15 protein-coding genes are annotated in these 16,624 nt (G+C 68.6%); 13 read left to right on the top strand and 2 right to left on the bottom strand.

The window, feature by feature from the left end; all coding sequences use genetic code 11:
* The first annotated feature begins 60 nt into the window (after positions 1-60).
* The 8 genes from gcvT (at position 61) to ACFQY2_RS13490 (ending at position 10,477) form a co-directional block, all read left to right on the top strand.
* Positions 61-1,194 carry a glycine cleavage system aminomethyltransferase GcvT gene (gene gcvT / locus ACFQY2_RS13455; protein WP_378746398.1) on the top strand — a complete coding sequence of 378 codons (1,134 nt, stop codon included), beginning with the start codon at positions 61-63 and terminating at the stop codon, positions 1,192-1,194.
* Positions 1,191-1,568, top strand: coding sequence for a glycine cleavage system protein GcvH (gene gcvH, locus ACFQY2_RS13460; protein WP_378746399.1), 378 nt, complete (start codon positions 1,191-1,193; stop codon positions 1,566-1,568). Before gcvT ends, gcvH begins: the two co-directional genes overlap by 4 nt.
* Before the next feature lie 56 nt (positions 1,569-1,624).
* A complete protein-coding gene (gene gcvP, locus ACFQY2_RS13465) occupies positions 1,625-4,441 on the top strand; it encodes an aminomethyl-transferring glycine dehydrogenase (protein ID WP_378746794.1) in 2,817 nt (938 codons plus the stop codon).
* 173 nt (positions 4,442-4,614) lie between these two features.
* On the top strand, positions 4,615-6,273 hold the full coding sequence (locus ACFQY2_RS13470; RefSeq protein ID WP_378746400.1) for an ABC transporter substrate-binding protein: 1,659 nt from the start codon (positions 4,615-4,617) through the stop codon (positions 6,271-6,273).
* A gap of 86 nt (positions 6,274-6,359) precedes the next feature.
* Positions 6,360-7,286: an ABC transporter permease gene (locus tag ACFQY2_RS13475; protein ID WP_378746402.1), complete on the top strand. Its 927-nt coding sequence runs from the start codon at positions 6,360-6,362 to the stop codon at positions 7,284-7,286.
* Positions 7,279-8,235 carry an ABC transporter permease gene (locus ACFQY2_RS13480; RefSeq protein WP_378746403.1) on the top strand — a complete coding sequence of 319 codons (957 nt, stop codon included), beginning with the start codon at positions 7,279-7,281 and terminating at the stop codon, positions 8,233-8,235. Before ACFQY2_RS13475 ends, ACFQY2_RS13480 begins: the two co-directional genes overlap by 8 nt.
* Positions 8,232-9,905: a dipeptide ABC transporter ATP-binding protein gene (locus ACFQY2_RS13485; RefSeq protein ID WP_378746404.1), complete on the top strand. Its 1,674-nt coding sequence runs from the start codon at positions 8,232-8,234 to the stop codon at positions 9,903-9,905. The genes ACFQY2_RS13480 and ACFQY2_RS13485 overlap by 4 nt, the downstream gene beginning before the upstream one ends.
* The gene (locus tag ACFQY2_RS13490; RefSeq protein ID WP_378746405.1) at positions 9,902-10,477 is read left to right on the top strand and encodes a PH domain-containing protein; all 576 of its coding nucleotides are present in this window, start codon (positions 9,902-9,904) and stop codon (positions 10,475-10,477) included. The genes ACFQY2_RS13485 and ACFQY2_RS13490 overlap by 4 nt, the downstream gene beginning before the upstream one ends.
* Before the next feature lie 51 nt (positions 10,478-10,528).
* Here the strand turns inward: ACFQY2_RS13490 and ACFQY2_RS13495 are convergent, their stop codons facing one another.
* Positions 10,529-11,299 (bottom strand): CPBP family intramembrane glutamic endopeptidase, encoded by a 771-nt coding sequence (locus ACFQY2_RS13495; RefSeq protein WP_378746406.1) that lies wholly within the window; start codon positions 11,297-11,299, stop codon positions 10,529-10,531.
* Positions 11,300-11,427: 128 nt separating this feature from the next.
* Here ACFQY2_RS13495 and typA point away from each other — a divergent pair, with 128 nt between their 5' ends.
* Complete coding sequence (gene typA / locus ACFQY2_RS13500) at positions 11,428-13,338, top strand: translational GTPase TypA (RefSeq protein WP_378746408.1); 1,911 nt, start codon at positions 11,428-11,430, stop codon at positions 13,336-13,338.
* Positions 13,339-13,601: 263 nt separating this feature from the next.
* A complete protein-coding gene (locus ACFQY2_RS13505; protein ID WP_378746409.1) occupies positions 13,602-14,465 on the top strand; it encodes a phospholipase in 864 nt (287 codons plus the stop codon).
* Between the two features lie 12 nt (positions 14,466-14,477).
* On the opposite strand, the gene ACFQY2_RS13510 is transcribed toward ACFQY2_RS13505, so the two are convergent.
* Positions 14,478-15,023: a helix-turn-helix domain-containing protein gene (locus ACFQY2_RS13510; protein WP_378746410.1), complete on the bottom strand. Its 546-nt coding sequence runs from the start codon at positions 15,021-15,023 to the stop codon at positions 14,478-14,480.
* A gap of 66 nt (positions 15,024-15,089) precedes the next feature.
* Between ACFQY2_RS13510 and ACFQY2_RS13515 the strand changes: the two genes are divergently transcribed.
* The 3 genes from ACFQY2_RS13515 to ACFQY2_RS13525 all read left to right on the top strand — a co-directional run bounded on the left by ACFQY2_RS13515 (position 15,090) and on the right by ACFQY2_RS13525 (position 16,619).
* Positions 15,090-15,830, top strand: a complete 741-nt coding sequence (locus ACFQY2_RS13515) for an AzlC family ABC transporter permease (RefSeq protein ID WP_378746411.1) — start codon at positions 15,090-15,092, stop codon at positions 15,828-15,830.
* Positions 15,827-16,141, top strand: a complete 315-nt coding sequence (locus ACFQY2_RS13520) for an AzlD domain-containing protein (protein ID WP_378746412.1) — start codon at positions 15,827-15,829, stop codon at positions 16,139-16,141. Before ACFQY2_RS13515 ends, ACFQY2_RS13520 begins: the two co-directional genes overlap by 4 nt.
* A 67-nt stretch (positions 16,142-16,208) precedes the next feature.
* Entirely contained in the window at positions 16,209-16,619 is a 411-nt protein-coding gene (locus ACFQY2_RS13525; protein WP_378746414.1) for a histidinol dehydrogenase, read from the top strand.
* Positions 16,620-16,624 lie beyond the last annotated feature (5 nt).

Genomic DNA, 16,624 nt, shown 5'->3' on the forward strand with positions numbered 1-16,624 from the left:
GAGGGGGAGTTCCGAGGACGACCAAGACGGCGTCCCGCCCGACCAGACCGGGAGAGCTCCGTGACCGAAACCCCTCCATCCGATTCCGCGGCAGAGCCGCGGTTCACCCCGCTCCGACCACGCCATGAGGCGCTCGGGGCGTCCTTCACCGACTTCGGCGGCTGGCAGATGCCGGTGCGCTACACCTCCGACCTCGCCGAGCACCACGCGGTGCGCACAGCGGCCGGGGTCTTCGACATCTCGCACATGGCCGAGTTCACCGTACGGGGTGCGGACGCCCCGGCCTACCTCGACTACGCGCTCGCCGGACGGCTCTCCGCGATGACGGTCGGCAAGGCGAAGTACTCGCTGCTGCTCGCGGAGGACGGCGGCATCGTCGACGACGTCATCGTCTACCGCCTGCAGGACGACGACTTCCTGATCATCTCGAATGCGGGCAACCGGGATGCCGTGCGCGAGGGCCTGCAGGCCCGGGTGACCGGCTTCGCCGTGGCCGTCGAGGACGTCTCCGACGACTACGCGCTGATCGCCGTACAGGGTCCTGCCTCCGAGCAGATCCTCACCGAGGTCGCAGGCATCGACGACGTCAGCATCCCCTGGGCCGAGCAGAAGTACTACTCCTGGGCCACCGCGACCTTCGCCGGCAAGCCGCTGCTGCTGGCCCGCACGGGCTACACCGGCGAGGACGGCTTCGAGCTGCTCGTCGCGGCAGCCGACGCGGAGGCGCTCTGGGATGCCGTGCTCGACGCCGGCGAACCGCACGGACTCGTTCCCGCCGGACTCGCTGCCCGCGACACGCTGCGTCTGGAGGCGGGAATGCCGCTCTACGGGCATGAGCTCTCCCGCGAGACCAGGCCCGCGCAGGCGGGACTGGGTCGCGTCGTCGTCGCCGACAAGGAGCGCTTCGTCGGCAAGGACGCCATCACTCCCGCCGCGGACGCCCGCGTGCTCGTCGGCCTCACCGCCGAGGGCCGACGCGCCGGCCGCGCCGGCTACGCCGTGGTCTCCGAAGACGGCAGCGTCCTCGGAGAGATCACCAGCGGCGCCCTCAGCCCGACGCTCGGCCACCCCATCGCGATGGCCTTCGTCGATCCCTCTTCCGCCGACGAGGGAACCGCAGTATTCCTTGATGTGCGTGGGACCAAGATCCCCGCGACCGTGACAGCCCTGCCTTTCTACCGGAGGAAGAAATGACCGATCTCACCACCCTCAAGTACAGCGAAGAGCACGAATGGGTCGCCGTCGACGGCCAGACCGCGACGATCGGCATCACCGACTTCGCCGCCGACGCCCTCGGCGACATCGTCTTCGTCGAGCTTCCCGCGGTGGGCACCGAACTCACCCGCGGAGACGTGTTCGGCGAGGCCGAGTCGACCAAGTCGGTCTCCGAGCTGTACGCGCCCGTCACCGGCACCGTCACCGAGGTCAATGAGGCGGTCGTCGACGACCCCGCGCTGCTGAACGCCTCGCCGTTCGAGGACGCCTGGCTGATCAAGGTCGCCGTCGCCGACGGCGCGCTGGACGGTCTGCTCGACCGCGACGCCTACACCGCGATCACGAAGGGCTGAGAGTGGTCTCCTTCGCCGATCGTCATATCGGGGTCACCTCCGACGCCCAGCGGCAGATGCTCGACGTCCTCGGCGTCTCGGGCACGGGCGACGAGTCCGTCGAGACGCTGATGCGCCAGGCGGTGCCCGCATCCATCTATACAGACGCTGGTGACTCGAGCATCCCCGTGGCCGCGTCCGAGGCCGAGGCGCTCGCCGAGCTGCGCGCGCTCGCCGACCGCAACACGGTGAACCGCGCCATGATCGGCCAGGGCTACTACGGCACCTTCACGCCGTCGGTGATCCAGCGCAACGTGCTCGAGAACCCGTCCTGGTACACCGCCTACACGCCGTACCAGCCGGAGATCTCCCAGGGCCGGCTCGAGGCTCTGATCAACTTCCAGACCATGGTCTCCGACCTCACCGGACTCTCCACCGCCAACGCGTCGATGCTCGACGAGTCGACCGCCGTGGCCGAGGGGATGCTGCTCGCGCGGCGCGCCTCGAAGGCGAAGACCGATGTCTTCGTCGTCGACGCCGACGCCCTTCCGCAGACGAAGGCCGTGCTGAAGACACGGGCGGATGCCGTCGGGGTGGAGCTCGTGGAACGGGACCTCGCCGGCGGCGAGGAGCTGCCCGAAGCCCTGTTCGGTGTCTTCCTGCAGTACCCGGGGGCCTCCGGTCGCGTCTGGGACCCGAGCGCCGTCATCGACGCCGCGCACGTGGCCGGCGGCATCGCCGTCGTCGCGGCGGACCTGCTCGGTCTCACCCTGCTGCGCTCGCCGGGCTCGCTCGGCGCGGACGTCGCCGTGGGCACGACCCAGCGCTTCGGCGTGCCGATGGCCTTCGGCGGACCGCACGCCGGGTACATGGCCGTGCGTGCGGGCCTCGAGCGCCAGCTGCCGGGACGCCTGGTCGGCGTCTCGGTCGACGCGAGCGGGTACCCCGCCTATCGTCTGTCGCTGCAGACGCGCGAGCAGCACATCCGTCGCGAGAAGGCGACCTCGAACATCTGCACCGCTCAGGTGCTGCTGGCCGTGATGGCCTCCATGTATGCGGTGTACCACGGGCCGGACGGTCTTCGTGCGATCGCCTCCGAGGTTGCCTCCCAGACCGCAGTCCTGCGGGACTGGCTCGTCGAGGCCGGAGCGGATGTCGTACACGACGCCTTCTTCGACACCCTGAACGTCCGGGTCGCGGGCGGTGCCGAGGCAATGGTCGCGAAGGCGCACGCCGCCGGCATCCTGCTGCGTCTGGCGGATGCCGACACCGTCGGCATCTCGGTGGACGAGACCAGCACCCTCGCCGATCTGCACCGCGTCGCGCTGCTCTTCGGAGGCAGGGAGGAGCGCGTCTTCGGCTTCGTCGCAGGCTCCGAGAACGCGCTTCCCGCCGCCCTGCACCGGGATGACGAGTACCTCACGCACCCGGTCTTCCACGTGCACCGCTCCGAGACGGCCATGATGCGCTACCTCAAGCAGCTCGCCGATCGCGACTATGCGCTCGACCGCGGCATGATCCCGCTGGGCTCGTGCACGATGAAGCTCAACGCCGCCACCGAGATGGCGGCCATCACCTGGCCGGAGTTCGCCCAGCTGCATCCGTTCGCCCCTCGCGAGGACGTCGAGGGCTCGCTCGCGATGATCGATCAGCTGGAGGGATGGCTCGCGGAGGTCACCGGCTACGACGCCGTCTCGCTGCAGCCGAACGCCGGTTCCCAGGGTGAGCTGGCGGGCCTGCTCGCCATCCGCGGTCACCACCACGCCAACGGCGAGGAGCACCGCACGGTGTGCCTGATCCCGTCGTCGGCGCATGGCACGAACGCGGCATCCGCCGTGCTCGCCGGCATGAAGGTCGTCGTGGTCGCCACCGACGATCTCGGCAACGTCGATCTGGACGACCTGCACGCCAAGATCTCCCAGCATGCCGAGAACCTCGCGGCGCTCATGATCACCTACCCGTCCACGCACGGCGTGTACGAGGAGCAGGTGGTCCAGATCACCTCCGCCGTGCACGATGCGGGCGGCCAGGTGTACGTGGACGGCGCGAACCTCAACGCGCTGCTCGGCTACGCCCGGTTCGGCGACCTCGGCGGCGACGTCTCGCACCTCAACCTGCACAAGACCTTCGCCATCCCGCACGGCGGTGGCGGACCCGGAATCGGCCCGGTCGCGGCCAAGGCGCACCTCGCGCCTTTCCTGCCCGGTCACCCGCAGGAGCAGAAGGCGAAGCACGCCGGCGGCCACGTGTTCGAGGGCGGGCCCGTCTCGGGCGCGCCCTACGGCTCGGCGGGCGTGCTGCCGATCTCGTGGGCGTACGTGCGCATGATGGGCGCGGACGGTCTGCGCGATGCCACGGCGGCGGCCGTGCTGTCCGCCAACTACATCGCCGCGCGGCTGGCCGACCACTTCCCGGTGCTGTACACCGGCGAGCAGGGGCGTGTCGCGCACGAGTGCATCCTGGATCTGCGTCCGCTCAAGGAGGCCACCGGCATCACCGTCGACGACGTCGCCAAGCGCCTGATCGACTACGGCTTCCATGCCCCGACCATGTCGTTCCCGGTCCCGGGCACGCTGATGGTCGAGCCGACGGAGTCCGAGGACCTCGGCGAGATCGACCGGTTCATCGAGGCGATGACGCTGATCAAGGCCGAGGCGGATGCCGTCGCCGCGGGCCGCTGGCCCGCCGACGACAACCCCCTGGTGCATGCGCCGCACACCGCGGCGTCGCTGATCTCGGGGGAGTGGACGCACGCGTACACCCGCGAAGAGGCCGCGTACCCGGTGCGCTCGCTGGTCGCGACCAAGTACTGGCCGCCGGTGCGCCGCATCGATCAGGCCTACGGCGACCGCAACCTCGTGTGCGCCTGCCCGCCGATCGAGGCCTTCGCGTAAGCGGCCAGGGTCGCCCCGCCATGGACACCACGGCGGGGCGACTTCGGTTAAGGGTGAGTAACAGTTAGGCCCTCGGCCGTCTCCCGCGGTTGAACCCGATCTAGGATCGGGGTTATGCGCCGCCTTCTCACACGGAAGGCGGTTATCGCTCCAACGTCCATAGGAGGACACAAGTGAAGCGCAATCGGATCGCACTTGCGAGTGCGGCACTTCTGGTGGCGGGCGTCACGGCGCTCGCCGGATGCTCGTCAGGCTCGACACCGCAGCCGAGTGGTGACACGGGCGGCGGCGATGTCGATGCCACCGCCATCATCACGACCAACGGCTCCGAGCCCGAGAACGCACTCATCCCGACGAACACGAACGAGGTCGGCGGCGGCAAGATCCTCGACGCGATCTTCGCCGGCCTGGCCTTCTACGACGGCGACGGCAAGCTCGTCAACGACATGGCCGAGGACATCAAGGTCGACAGCCCGACCACACTGACCGTGACCCTCAAGAAGGGTCAGAAGTTCACGGACGGCACGGAAGTGAAGGCCGACAACTTCATCAAGGCCTGGAACTGGGGCGCTCAGCTGTCGAACAAGCAGCTGAACCAGTCCTGGTTCTCGGACATCGTGGGCTTCAAGGCCGACGCCGACTCCGAGCTCACCGGCCTGAAGAAGACCGATGACCACACCTTCACGATCGAGCTGACCTCGCCCGTCGCCAACGACTTCGCGACGCGCCTCGGCTACTCGGCCTTCTACCCGCTGCCCGACGTCGCCTTCGACGACATGGCGGCGTTCGGCGAGAACCCGATCGGCAACGGCCCCTACAAGCTCGCCGGTGACGGCGCCTGGCAGCACGACGTCAAGATCGACCTGGTCAAGAACGAGGACTACCAGGGCGACCGCAAGGTGATGAACGGCGGTCTGACGATCACGTTCTACGCCTCCTTCGACGCGGCCTACGCGGACCTGCAAGGCGGGAACGTCGACGTGATCGACCAGATCCCGGAGTCGTCGCTCGCCATCTATCAGGACGAGCTGGGCGACCGCGCGGTCAACCAGCCGGCAGCGATCTTCCAGTCGTTCACGATCGGCGAGCAGGTCGCTCACTTCGCCGGCGAAGAGGGCAAGCTGCGCCGTGCGGCACTCTCGATGGCGATCAACCGCGATGAGATCACCGACAAGGTGTTCAACGGCACCCGCACCCCGGCAACGGACTTCACCTCTCCCGTCATCGACGGGGGCGGCGAGGCGCTCGACGGCGGCGACGTGCTGAAGTTCAACCCGGACGAGGCGAAGAAGCTGTGGGCCGAGGCCGACAAGATCGCCCCGTGGTCCGGCACCTTCGAGATCGCGTACAACTCCGACGGACCGCACCAGGTGTGGGTCGACGCGGTGTCCAACTCGATCAAGAACACCCTGGGAATCGAGGCGGCCGGCAAGGCCTACGTCGACTTCGCCACGCTCCGTGCCGACGTCAACAAGCGCGACGCCAGCGGCAAGCGCACCATCCAGACCGCGAACCGCTCGGGCTGGCAGGCGGACTACCCGTCGCTGTACAACTTCCTGTTCCCGCTGTACGCGACCGGTGCCTCCTCGAACGATGGCGACTACTCCAACCCCGAGGTCGACTCGCTGCTCGCCGACGGCGCGGCCGCGACCGACGAGAAGGCTGCGCAGGCCGACTACAAGAAGGCCCAGGAGATCCTCCTCGAGGACCTTCCGGCCATCCCGCTCTGGTACCAGAACGTGAACGGCGGTTTCGGCGAGGACGTCCAGAACGTGACGTTCGGCTGGAACTCCGTCCCGCTGTACTACGAGATCACCAAGTCGAAGAAGTAACGCAGCTCATACCCTGAGGCGGCGACGCTCCTGTCGCCGCCTCCTGGTATGCGTCCTGCACCCTCACCTCCACGGAAGGAGAGTGGATGCTCGCCTATATCCTGCGCCGGCTTCTTCAGCTGATCCCGGTCTTCTTCGGCTCCACCCTGCTCATCTACGCCATGGTCTTCCTCATGCCGGGAGACCCCATCCTCGCGCTGTTCGGCGACAAGCCGCCCAGCGAAGCTCTGCTCGCCGCCGTGCGAGCCCAGTACCACCTCGACCAGCCCTTCCTGGTGCAGTACTACTACTACATGCTCGGCATCTTCCAGGGCGACATGGGCACCACCTTCTCCGGACAGTCCGTCAACGCGGTGCTCGAGCGCACCCTTCCGGTCACCGGACGCCTCGCCGTCATGGCCATCGGGCTCGAGTTCGTCCTGTCGATCATCATCGGCGCGATCTCGGCGCTGCGGAAGGGCAAGTTCTCCGACCACCTGAACCTGGTCGTGTCGCTGATCTTCCTGTCGATGCCCATCTTCGTGATGTGCTTCATCGCGCAGTACTTCTTCGCCCTCCAGCTGGGCTGGTTCCGGCCGACGGTCGGCGCGCAGAACGACTGGGGCGACCTGTGGCTTCCCGCCATCGTGCTCGGCCTGAGCCTGTACGCCACCAGCATGCGGCTGATGCGCGGCTCGGTGCTGGACACGCTCAATCAGGACTGGGTGCGCACCGCGTACAGCAAGGGGCTGCCCGGCTATCGCGTGCTGCCCGTGCACGTGCTGCGCAACTCCCTGATCCCCGTGATCACCAACTCGGCCACCAACTTCGGCGTGCTGCTGGTCGGCGCCACCGTGACCGAGTACATCTTCAACATCCCTGGCGTCGGCAACACCCTGTTCGCCGCGACGCTGAAGCACGAGGGGCCGACGATCGTGTCGTTCGTCACGGTCTTCGTCATCCTCTACGTGCTCGTGAACCTGGTCGTCGACCTGCTCTACGGTCTGCTCGACCCGAGGATCCGCTATGCCTGAACCCGCCAAGCCCCAACGGCGCATCCCGCACTACGTCGCGTCGGTCGTCGAGGAGCAGCCGCCCACCGACGCCGTGCGCGTCAGCGGCAAGCCATCCAACCTGTGGCGCGACGCCTGGTACGACCTGCGCCGCCGCCCGCTGTTCTGGATCTCGGTCGGCATCGTCGGCGTCATCCTGCTCATGGCGGTGTGGCCGACGCTGTTCACGCAGACGCCGCCGAACAACAACTGCCAGCTCGCCAATTCCAACGGGCTGCCCGAGGCGGGCCACCCCCTCGGCTTCACCTTCCAGGGGTGCGACATCTATGCCCGCATCATCTGGGGCGCGCGCACCTCGCTCACGGTCGGACTGCTCTCGACGATCATCGGGTCGAGCATCGGACTGGTCATGGGGGCCCTGGCCGGATACTACGGCGGCTGGCTGGACGCGCTGCTGTCCCGTGTCGGCGACATCTTCTTCTCGATCCCGTACATCCTCGCCGCGGTCGTCGTGATGACCGTGTTCGCGCAGTACCGCAACGTGCTGACCATGTCGATCGCCATCGGCGGTTTCGCCTGGGCATCGACCGCGCGCGTGGTGCGGGCGGAGATCCTGCGCGTCCGTCAGGCCGAGTTCGTCACCGCGTCCACGGCGCTGGGACTCGGCCGGTTCAAGATCCTCACCTCGCACGTCCTGCCGAACGCGCTCGCACCGCTCCTGGTGCTGGCGACCCTTGCGATGGCGGGCGCCATCGTCGCCGAGGCGACGCTGACCTTCCTCGGCGTCGGGATGGGCGGCGACGTGATGTCGTGGGGCCGTGACATCAGCGATGCACAGCGCAGCCTGCGCATCGCGCCGATGTCGCTGATCTATCCGTCGATCGCGCTGACGATCACCGTGCTGGCGTTCATCATGCTGGGCGAACTCGTCCGCGACGCCATGGACCCGAGGGCGAGGGCGACGCGATGAGCGCCATGATCGACGACACCCCGCTGCTGAGCGTCCGCGACCTGAAGGTCGAGTTCCGAGGGCAGGGCGGCGTGCGCGAAGTCCTGCACGGCATCGACTTCGATGTGTTCCCGGGCGAGACCGTCGCGATCGTGGGCGAATCCGGATCCGGCAAGTCCACGACCGCGAGCGCGATCGTGAACCTGCTGCCCGGCACCGGTCGCATCTCCGGCGGCTCGATCACGCTGGAGGGCCGGGAGCTCACCGCCATGCGCAGGAGCGAGATGGAGCAGGTGCGCGGACGAGACATCGGCTTCGTCCCGCAGGACCCCATGTCCAACCTCAATCCGGTGTGGAGCGTCGGATTCCAGGTCAAGGAGGCCATCCGGGCGAACGGCCTGGCCCAGGGGCGCGCCGAGATCAGACGTCGCGCGATCGATGTGCTCCAGCAGGCAGGGCTCGCCGACGCCGAGAAGCGTCTGCACCAGTTCCCGCACCAGTTCTCCGGAGGGATGCGCCAGCGGGCCCTGATCGGCATCGGTCTGGCCGCGGACCCGCGTCTGCTCATCGCCGACGAGCCGACCTCGGCACTCGACGTGACCGTGCAGCGCGTGATCCTGGATCACATGGCCGAGCTGACGCGCGAGCGCGGAACCTCCATGCTGCTGATCACGCATGATCTCGGCCTCGCCGCCGAGCGCGCCGAGAAGATCATCGTGATGAATCAGGGATACATCGTCGAGTCCGGTCCGAGCAGGCAGATCCTCGAGGACCCGCAGCACCCGTACACACGGCGTCTGGTGGGGGCAGCCCCCAGCATCGCTTCGCACCGCATCCAGGCGGTGGTCGAGGACCGCGGCATCGAGACCGGCGACGACACCGATGTCCCGGACATGGTGCGCGTCGAGGGGCTGACGAAGGACTTCAAGATCCGCATGGGCGGATTCCGCAGCGAGGACTTCCGGGCCGTCGACGACGTCAGTTTCTCGATCCCTCGCGGCAAGACCCTCGCCCTGGTGGGGGAGTCCGGCTCGGGCAAGACGACGGTCGCGCGGATGGTGCTCAAGCTCGAGCAGCCCACATCGGGACGCATCGAGGTCGCCGGCGAGGAGGTGTCGGGTCTCTCCGCGGCGCAGTCCTTCGCACTGCGCCGTCGCATGCAGCCGGTGTTCCAGGACCCGTACGGCTCCATGGACCCCTTGCGCAACATCGGCAACACCATCGCCGAGCCGCTGAACATCCACGGTGTCGGCGATCAGGCCTCTCGTCGCGAGCGGGTGCTGGAGCTGCTCGACCAGGTGGCGCTGCCGCGTGAGGTGGCGGCCCGCTACCCCAACGAGCTCTCCGGCGGTCAGCGTCAGCGCGTGGCGATCGCCCGTGCCCTCGCCCTGAAGCCCGAGGTCGTCGTGCTCGACGAAGCCGTCTCGGCCCTGGACGTGCTGGTGCAGGCGCAGATCCTGCGGCTGCTGGCCGAGCTGCAGAGCGAGCTGAAGCTCACCTACCTGTTCATCACGCACGATCTGGCGGTGGTGCGCGTCTCCAGCGACCTGGTCGCCGTGATGGAGAAGGGAAAGCTGGTCGAGAAGGGGTCGGTCGACGAGATCTTCGCGAACCCGCAGAAGGAGTACACCGAGCGCCTGCTCGATGCCATCCCTGGTGCCTCGATCCCGCTCGGCGGGGGAGGCTGGTGAGCTCTCCTCACCAGGAGACGAGCGATTCCCGTCCGCGCACGTTCCGTCCGTGGACGGGGATCGTCCTGCTTGCGGTCACCGCCCTCGCGGCGGTGTACCTGCTCGGCGATGCGGTGGTCAGGGCGGGCTTCGCGCAGATGATGCTGCTGGCGCCCTGGGTGCTGTTCGCGCTGTGGGTCATGTACGCCGCGTCCGCCGCATCGATGCTGCGCGTCTCCGATCGCGGCGCGGTGGTGCAGAACCTGCTGCGGCGCACCACGTTCGGCTGGGCGCATGTCCGGGACGTCGACTTCCGCTGGCAGATGGAGTTCCACCTCGACGATGGGACGAAGATCACCGCGATGGGCGGTCCGGCGCGGTCCCGTCCCCGCAGGCAGACGCCGCAGGAGCGCGAGGTCGAGGGCATCAGGCCGCCGACGGGGGTGCGCGAGCTGGAGGGCGTGCGCGAGCGATGGCGGGCTGCGTCGGCGGATGCCGATGCGCCGATCCGCCGCGGCTGGGACTGGCCGGCGCTGGCCGTCCTGCTCGCCCTCATCGTGTGGGCGGCGACCGCCGTGGCACTGACCCGCTGAGCCGGGGCATCCCGCCTCCGGATGTCCTGACCTGCTGCGCCCGGCGGACTGTCAGCCGGGCAACCCGAACAACGTCGGCCACATGGCCGCCGCCCAGGGGTATCCCACGAAGGCGACCGCGTCGATGAGGAAGTGCGCGACCAGGAACGGCAGCAGCCGGCCGCTGCGGGCGAACAGCCAGCCGAACAGCATCCCCATCGCGAAGTTGCCGACGAAGGCACCGGGCCCCTGGTACAGGTGGTAGCAGGCGCGGAGCAGACTCGTCGCCACGATGATCGGCCACGGCCCCCAGCCGAGCCGCCGCAGGCGCGCGAACAGGTAACCGAGCACCACGAACTCCTCCTGAATCGAGGCGCGCGCTGCCGAGAGCAGCAGAATCGGCACCGTCCACCAGTGCGCGTCGAGACCGCCGGGGTTCACCGCGACGAACCAGCCCAGGGAGCGACCCAGCAGGTACAGCCCGATACCGGGGATGCCGATCGCCAGCACCAGGATCACGCCCGAGCCGACGTCGCGCCCGTGGTCTCGCCCGCTCAGCCCCAGCGCGGAGAGGTGCGGCCGCCGCGAACGCCAGAGCAGGAAGCAGACCAGCAGGACGGGGACGATCCCGAAGCCGATCGAGAGCAGCTGATAGACGAGGTCGAAGATCTCGCGATCGCTGCGCGGCGGGTTGAGCGTCGTCGTCTGCTCGGCCAGCGGCGTGGAGTCGGTGAGCCGATAGGCCAGTTGGACGACCGAGTAGACGGCGGACTGTCCGAGACCGAGGGCGAGGACGATGGCGATCTCCCACCACAGGCGGGCGCGGGAGGGCGTGGCGGTCACGCCACCGATGGTATCCGGTGCTCCTCAGCGGCCGGTCAGCGTGCATACGGTATCCTGGAACGTCGGCCCTTCGACAGGCTCAGGAACCGACGCCTTACATTTCCCCGAAATCCTCTTAGGACACCTGCATGGCGCACGCCCTCCGTTCTGATCTCCGCAACGTCGCTATCGTCGCGCACGTCGACCATGGAAAGACGACTCTCGTCGATGCGATGCTCCGGCAGACGGGCTCCTTCGGTGAGCACGCCCACGTCGAAGAGCGTTCCATGGACTCCGGTGATCTCGAACGCGAGAAGGGCATCACCATCCTCGCGAAGAACACCGCCATCACCTACCAGGGTGTGCACACCGATTCCCCGATCACCATCAACGTGATCGACACTCCTGGCCACGCCGACTTCGGCGGCGAGGTCGAGCGCGGCCTGTCCATGGTGGATGGCGTGGTGCTGCTCGTGGACGCCTCGGAGGGTCCGCTGCCGCAGACCCGCTTCGTGCTGCGCAAGGCACTCGAGGCGAAGCTTCCGGTCATTCTTCTCGTCAACAAGACCGACCGCGCCGACGCGCGCATCGCCGAGGTGGAGGCGGAGGCGCAGGACCTGCTGCTCGGCCTGGCGTCCGACCTGGTCGACGACGTGCCGGACCTCGACGTCGACGCGTTGCTCGACGTCCCGGTCGTGTACGCCTCGGGTCGCGCCGGCGCAGCATCCCGCAACCGGCCGATCAACGGCGAGCTGCCCGACAACGATGACCTCGAGCCGCTGTTCGAAGCCATCCTCGAGCACATCCCCGCCCCGTCGTACGACGACGAGGCGCCTCTGCAGGCCTGGGTCACCAACCTCGATTCCAGCCCGTTCCTCGGTCGCCTCGCCCTGCTGCGCGTCTTCAACGGCACGTTGAAGAAGGGCCAGACGGTCGCATGGGTGCGTGCTGACGGCACGCACGCGAACGCGCGCATCACCGAGCTGCTCAAGACCCGCGCGCTGGAGCGCTACCCCGCCGACTCCGCCGGCCCCGGCGACATCGTGGCCATCGCCGGCTTCCCCGACATCACCATCGGCGAGACCATCGCCGACCCGGACGACGTCCGTCCGCTGCCGCAGATCCACGTCGACGATCCCGCGATCTCGATGACGATCGGCACCAACACGTCGCCGCTGATGGGCAAGGTCAAGGGCCACAAGCTCACCGCGCGCATGGTCAAGGATCGTCTGGACCGCGAGCTGATCGGAAACGTCTCGCTCAAGGTCGTCGACATCGGGCGGCCGGACGCCTGGGAGGTGCAGGGTCGCGGCGAGCTCGCACTCGCCATCCTGGTCGAGAACATGCGTCGCGAGGGCTTCGAGCTCACCGTCGGCAAGCCCCAGGTCGTCACGAAGCAGGTCAACGGCAAGACCCACGAACCGTACGAGCACCTCACCATCGACGCGCCCGAGGAGTACCTCGGCGCCATCACGCAGCTGCTCGCAAACCGCAAGGGCCGCATGGACGGCATGACCAACCACGGCACCGGCTGGGTGCGCATGGAGTTCATCGTCCCCTCGCGCGGCCTGATCGGCTTCCGCACCGAGTTCATGACCACCACGCGCGGTACCGGCATCGCCAACGCGATCTCGCACGGCTACGACGTCTGGGCCGGTCACATCACGACCCGCCAGAACGGATCCATCGTCGCTGATCGCATGGGAGTCGTCACGCCCTTCGCGATGATCGCCCTGCAGGAGCGGATGTCGTTCTTCGTGCAGCCGACGCAGGAGGTGTACGAGGGCATGGTCATCGGCGAGAACTCGCGCGCGGATGACATGGACGTGAACATCACCAAGGAGAAGAAGCTGACCAACATGCGTGCGGCCAGCTCGGATTCCTTCGAGTCGATGACCCCGCCGCGCCTGCTGACGCTCGAGGAGAGCCTGGAGTTCGCCCGTGACGACGAATGCGTCGAGGTGACGCCCGAGGCGGTCCGCATCCGCAAGGTGATCCTGGACCAGACCGTCCGCGGTCGCGAGGCGTCGCGCCAGAAGCGCCAGGACGTCAACGCCTGACCCAGCAGCTGCGAGCGAGGACCCCGGCCACCGGCCGGGGTCCTCGTCGTTTCCGAACCGGAAAGATAACGAACGCATAACACATCTTCTTGGGAGGGCGAGACCGGAACTCCCACCCGGCGGCCACGGAACATCCAGGTCGGAGAGGGGTTCCGTCCAGGTCCGGGCGGCAGACTCGATCCCCGTGCCCGGCAATGCGCTCCCGATGAGCAGCCCCGCCCAGGGGTCGGGCACGACGACGACCCGAAAGTCGAACCCACCCCATGCATCATTCCCCCCGCACCCGTGCGTCCGAACGCGTGTCGCGCGCGGCATCCGCGCACTCGGCCCTGCGCCGTCCCGTGATCGGACTCGCCGTCGGCGCGGTCCTTGCGGCAGCAGCGGCCACAGGCTTCGTGGCAGCGCCGGCACTGGCAGCACCGTCCGATGTCGACATGCATCGAGCGTCTGTCGCCGAGGACGCCGGACGGATCGCTCTGACCAACGCGGTCGCCCTGAACCACGTCGTGGAGGTGTCCGACGTCCGGGTCGAGGCGCTGCTGACGACCATCGACGTGCGAGCCCTCACGCGTGACGTGACCGCCATCGAGTCATCGGACGGACTCACCGGCGAGCAGCTCGGCGATCTGACCGATGACGTGGTCCGCGGCACCGTCGGCGTGCAGCAGCAGACCGCGGCACTGCAGGACGCCCTGACAGCCGCGAAGGAGGCCAAAGCGGCGGAGGAGGCGCGTCTGCGCGCCGAGGCCAAGCGCATCGCGGCCGAGAAGGCGGCGGAGGCCGAGCGCCGGGCTGCGGCGGCTCTGGCTGCGGCCAACACCCCGGCAGGAGCGAAGGCGACGGCCAGCCGGATGGCCGCTGAGCGCTACGGCTGGGGCGCAGGGCAGTTCTCCTGCCTCTCGAGCCTCTGGAACAAGGAGTCCGGCTGGAATTACCAGGCGTACAACCGCAACGGCGGAGCCACCGGCATCCCGCAGGCCCTCCCCGGCAGCAAGATGGCGACCGCCGGAGCGGACTGGCGCACCAACGCCGCCACGCAGATCTCCTGGGGTCTGGACTACATCAAGCGGGCCTACGGCTCGCCCTGCGCCGCATGGTCGCACTCGCAGGCGGTGAACTGGTACTGATCACCGACGCTGTCAGCGCAGCTCGGTGACCAGCACGGCGCTGGTTCCGGCTCGCCGGGCTTCGAAGACGTGCGGCGCATCTCCGGCGTAGGAGAGGTAATCGCCCGGGTTCAGCAGCTGCGGATCGTCCGCGGGGCCGATCATCGCCTCGCCGGACAGCAGCACGACGTGCTCGGTGGTGCCGACATGATGGGGCAGTGACCGGCGCGGCTCGCCGGGTTCCGCCTGGATCAGGTAGATGTCGCGTCGCGTGCCGGGGGCTGCGGCCGAGAGCAGGGTCGCGAGGTAGGGAGACGCTGCCGACGGCACACCGGCGTGGTCGCCCAGGCGGATCAGACGGGGTGCTGTGGAGCGCTCGTCGACCAGGGTCGAGAACGGCACGCCCAGAGCGTCGCCGATCGCCCAGAGCGTCTCGACGCTGGGGTTGCCGACGCCGCTCTCCAGCTGCGACACCGTCGCCTTGGAGATACCCGCACGACGCGCCAGTTCGGACACGGAGATCCGGGCCGCCTCCCGCTCGTGGCGCAGCGAGTGGGCGATGCGTTCGCGCAGTTCCATGTCGTTCAGTATGGCAAACGATCGTTCGGCTTGACCTGAACGCACCGCGCGTTCAGAATGTTGGTCATGCGTTCAATCGATCGAACATCCGAATCGGCGCGGGTCTCGCCCACGCGGGAGGTCTGGCGAGAGGGGCTCGGCGTCGCGATCGCGACCAGTGCGTACGGCGTCTCTTTCGGCGCGCTCGCAGTGGCGTCCGGTCTCGACATCTTGCAGACCAGCGTGCTCAGCCTTCTGATGTTCACCGGCGGGTCGCAGTTCGCGTTCATCGGCGTCCTCGGCTCCGGCGGTGTCGCTGCCCTTCCCTCGGCCATCGCCTCCGCGGTGCTGCTGGGCGTGCGCAATCTCGCCTACGGCATCCGGATGTCGCCGCTCATCGGAGACGGCTTCTGGCGACGGACCGCTGCCGCGCAGGTGACGATCGATGAGTCCACGGCCGTCGCGATCTCGCAGGCGACGCCGTCGTTGAGCAGGTTGGGGTTCTGGATCACCGGGCTGGGCGTCTTCGTCGGCTGGAATCTCACCACGTTGGCCGGTGCTCTGCTGGGCGATGTGCTGGGAGACCCGAAGTCCTGGGGTCTGGACGCGGCGGCCGCGGCTGCCTTCCTGGCCCTCCTCTGGCCGCGCTTGAAGCAGCGCCAGGCGATCGTGGTCGGTGTGGCCGCGGCCGTCGTCGCGGCGGCGCTCACGCCCGTGCTGATGCCCGGTCTGCCGGTGCTCGTCGCGGCTGTCGTCGCGATCGTCGTCGGCTGGTTCAACTGGCTCGGCCGGAAGGACGTCGCCTCGGCCGCGGAGGTGCTGTCGTGAGTGTGTGGAGTGCGGTGCTTCTCGCCGCGTGCATCTGTGCCGCGCTGAAGGCCTTCGGCTACCTGATCCCCGCATCCGTGCTCGAGGCGGAGCGTCCGGCGCGGATCTCGGACCTGCTGACCGTCGCGCTGCTGGCGGCTCTGGTCGCGGTGCAGAGCCTCGGTGCGGGGCAGGCGATCCTGGTGGACGCCAGGGTGCCGGCCGTGCTGGTCGCGGCAGGGCTGCTGTGGATGAGGCAGTCCTTTCTCGTCGTGGTGGTCGCCGCCGCTGCCGTGGCAGCGCTGCTGCGGTTGATCGGGTGGGGGGCGTGAACCCTGCGCCGTCGCGGCGTCCCGTGCGAACCGGCAGACCGACAGGCGGGATCGGTAGGCTGATCCGGTGCGATTCCTGATCACCCGCGGCGTCTCGTGGCTGGCCGCGTTCGTCATCGGCGCCGTCTACGGCGTCGCTGCCACGATCGCGCACAGCTACACGCTCGGCCCCCTGCCCGTGGGGCTCATCCTCGGCGCGATCGCGTGCGGGGCACTGCTCGTCGCCCTGCGGGCGCTCACCGGCGATCGGTGGGCGGCTCTCGCCGCAGGGATCGGGATGATGGTGCTGATCCTCGTCATCTCGCAACGCGGCCCCGGCGGTTCGGTCGTCGTGCCCAACACGCCGCTCGGCAACATCTGGATGTACGTCGCCGCCGGCCTGGTCGCCGTCATCGTCGCCTGGCCGGACCTGTCGAAGCTGCGGGATCTCTCGGCGCGCACGGCCGCCGGCGGTCGCCGAGGTCCTGACGCGTCGTAGACTGG

The sequence above is a fragment of the Microbacterium sp. GCM10027623 genome, from assembly GCF_042666935.1.
Taxonomy (GTDB): domain Bacteria; phylum Actinomycetota; class Actinomycetes; order Actinomycetales; family Microbacteriaceae; genus Microbacterium.

What these genes read in the sequence shown, in the direction of transcription:
- ACFQY2_RS13475 (WP_378746402.1), top strand. Translation starts at nt 6,360, where the DNA reads ATGCTCGCCTATATCCTGCGCCGGCTTCTTCAGCTGATCCCGGTCTTC.
- ACFQY2_RS13480 (WP_378746403.1), top strand. Translation starts at nt 7,279, where the DNA reads ATGCCTGAACCCGCCAAGCCCCAACGGCGCATCCCGCACTACGTCGCG.
- ACFQY2_RS13485 (WP_378746404.1), top strand. Translation starts at nt 8,232, where the DNA reads ATGAGCGCCATGATCGACGACACCCCGCTGCTGAGCGTCCGCGACCTG.
- ACFQY2_RS13515 (WP_378746411.1), top strand. Translation starts at nt 15,090, where the DNA reads ATGCGTTCAATCGATCGAACATCCGAATCGGCGCGGGTCTCGCCCACG.
- ACFQY2_RS13510 (WP_378746410.1), bottom strand. Translation starts at nt 15,023, where the DNA reads ATGGAACTGCGCGAACGCATCGCCCACTCGCTGCGCCACGAGCGGGAG.
- typA (WP_378746408.1), top strand. Translation starts at nt 11,428, where the DNA reads ATGGCGCACGCCCTCCGTTCTGATCTCCGCAACGTCGCTATCGTCGCG.
- gcvP (WP_378746794.1), top strand. Translation starts at nt 1,625, where the DNA reads ATGCTCGACGTCCTCGGCGTCTCGGGCACGGGCGACGAGTCCGTCGAG.
- ACFQY2_RS13505 (WP_378746409.1), top strand. Translation starts at nt 13,602, where the DNA reads ATGCATCATTCCCCCCGCACCCGTGCGTCCGAACGCGTGTCGCGCGCG.
- gcvH (WP_378746399.1), top strand. Translation starts at nt 1,191, where the DNA reads ATGACCGATCTCACCACCCTCAAGTACAGCGAAGAGCACGAATGGGTC.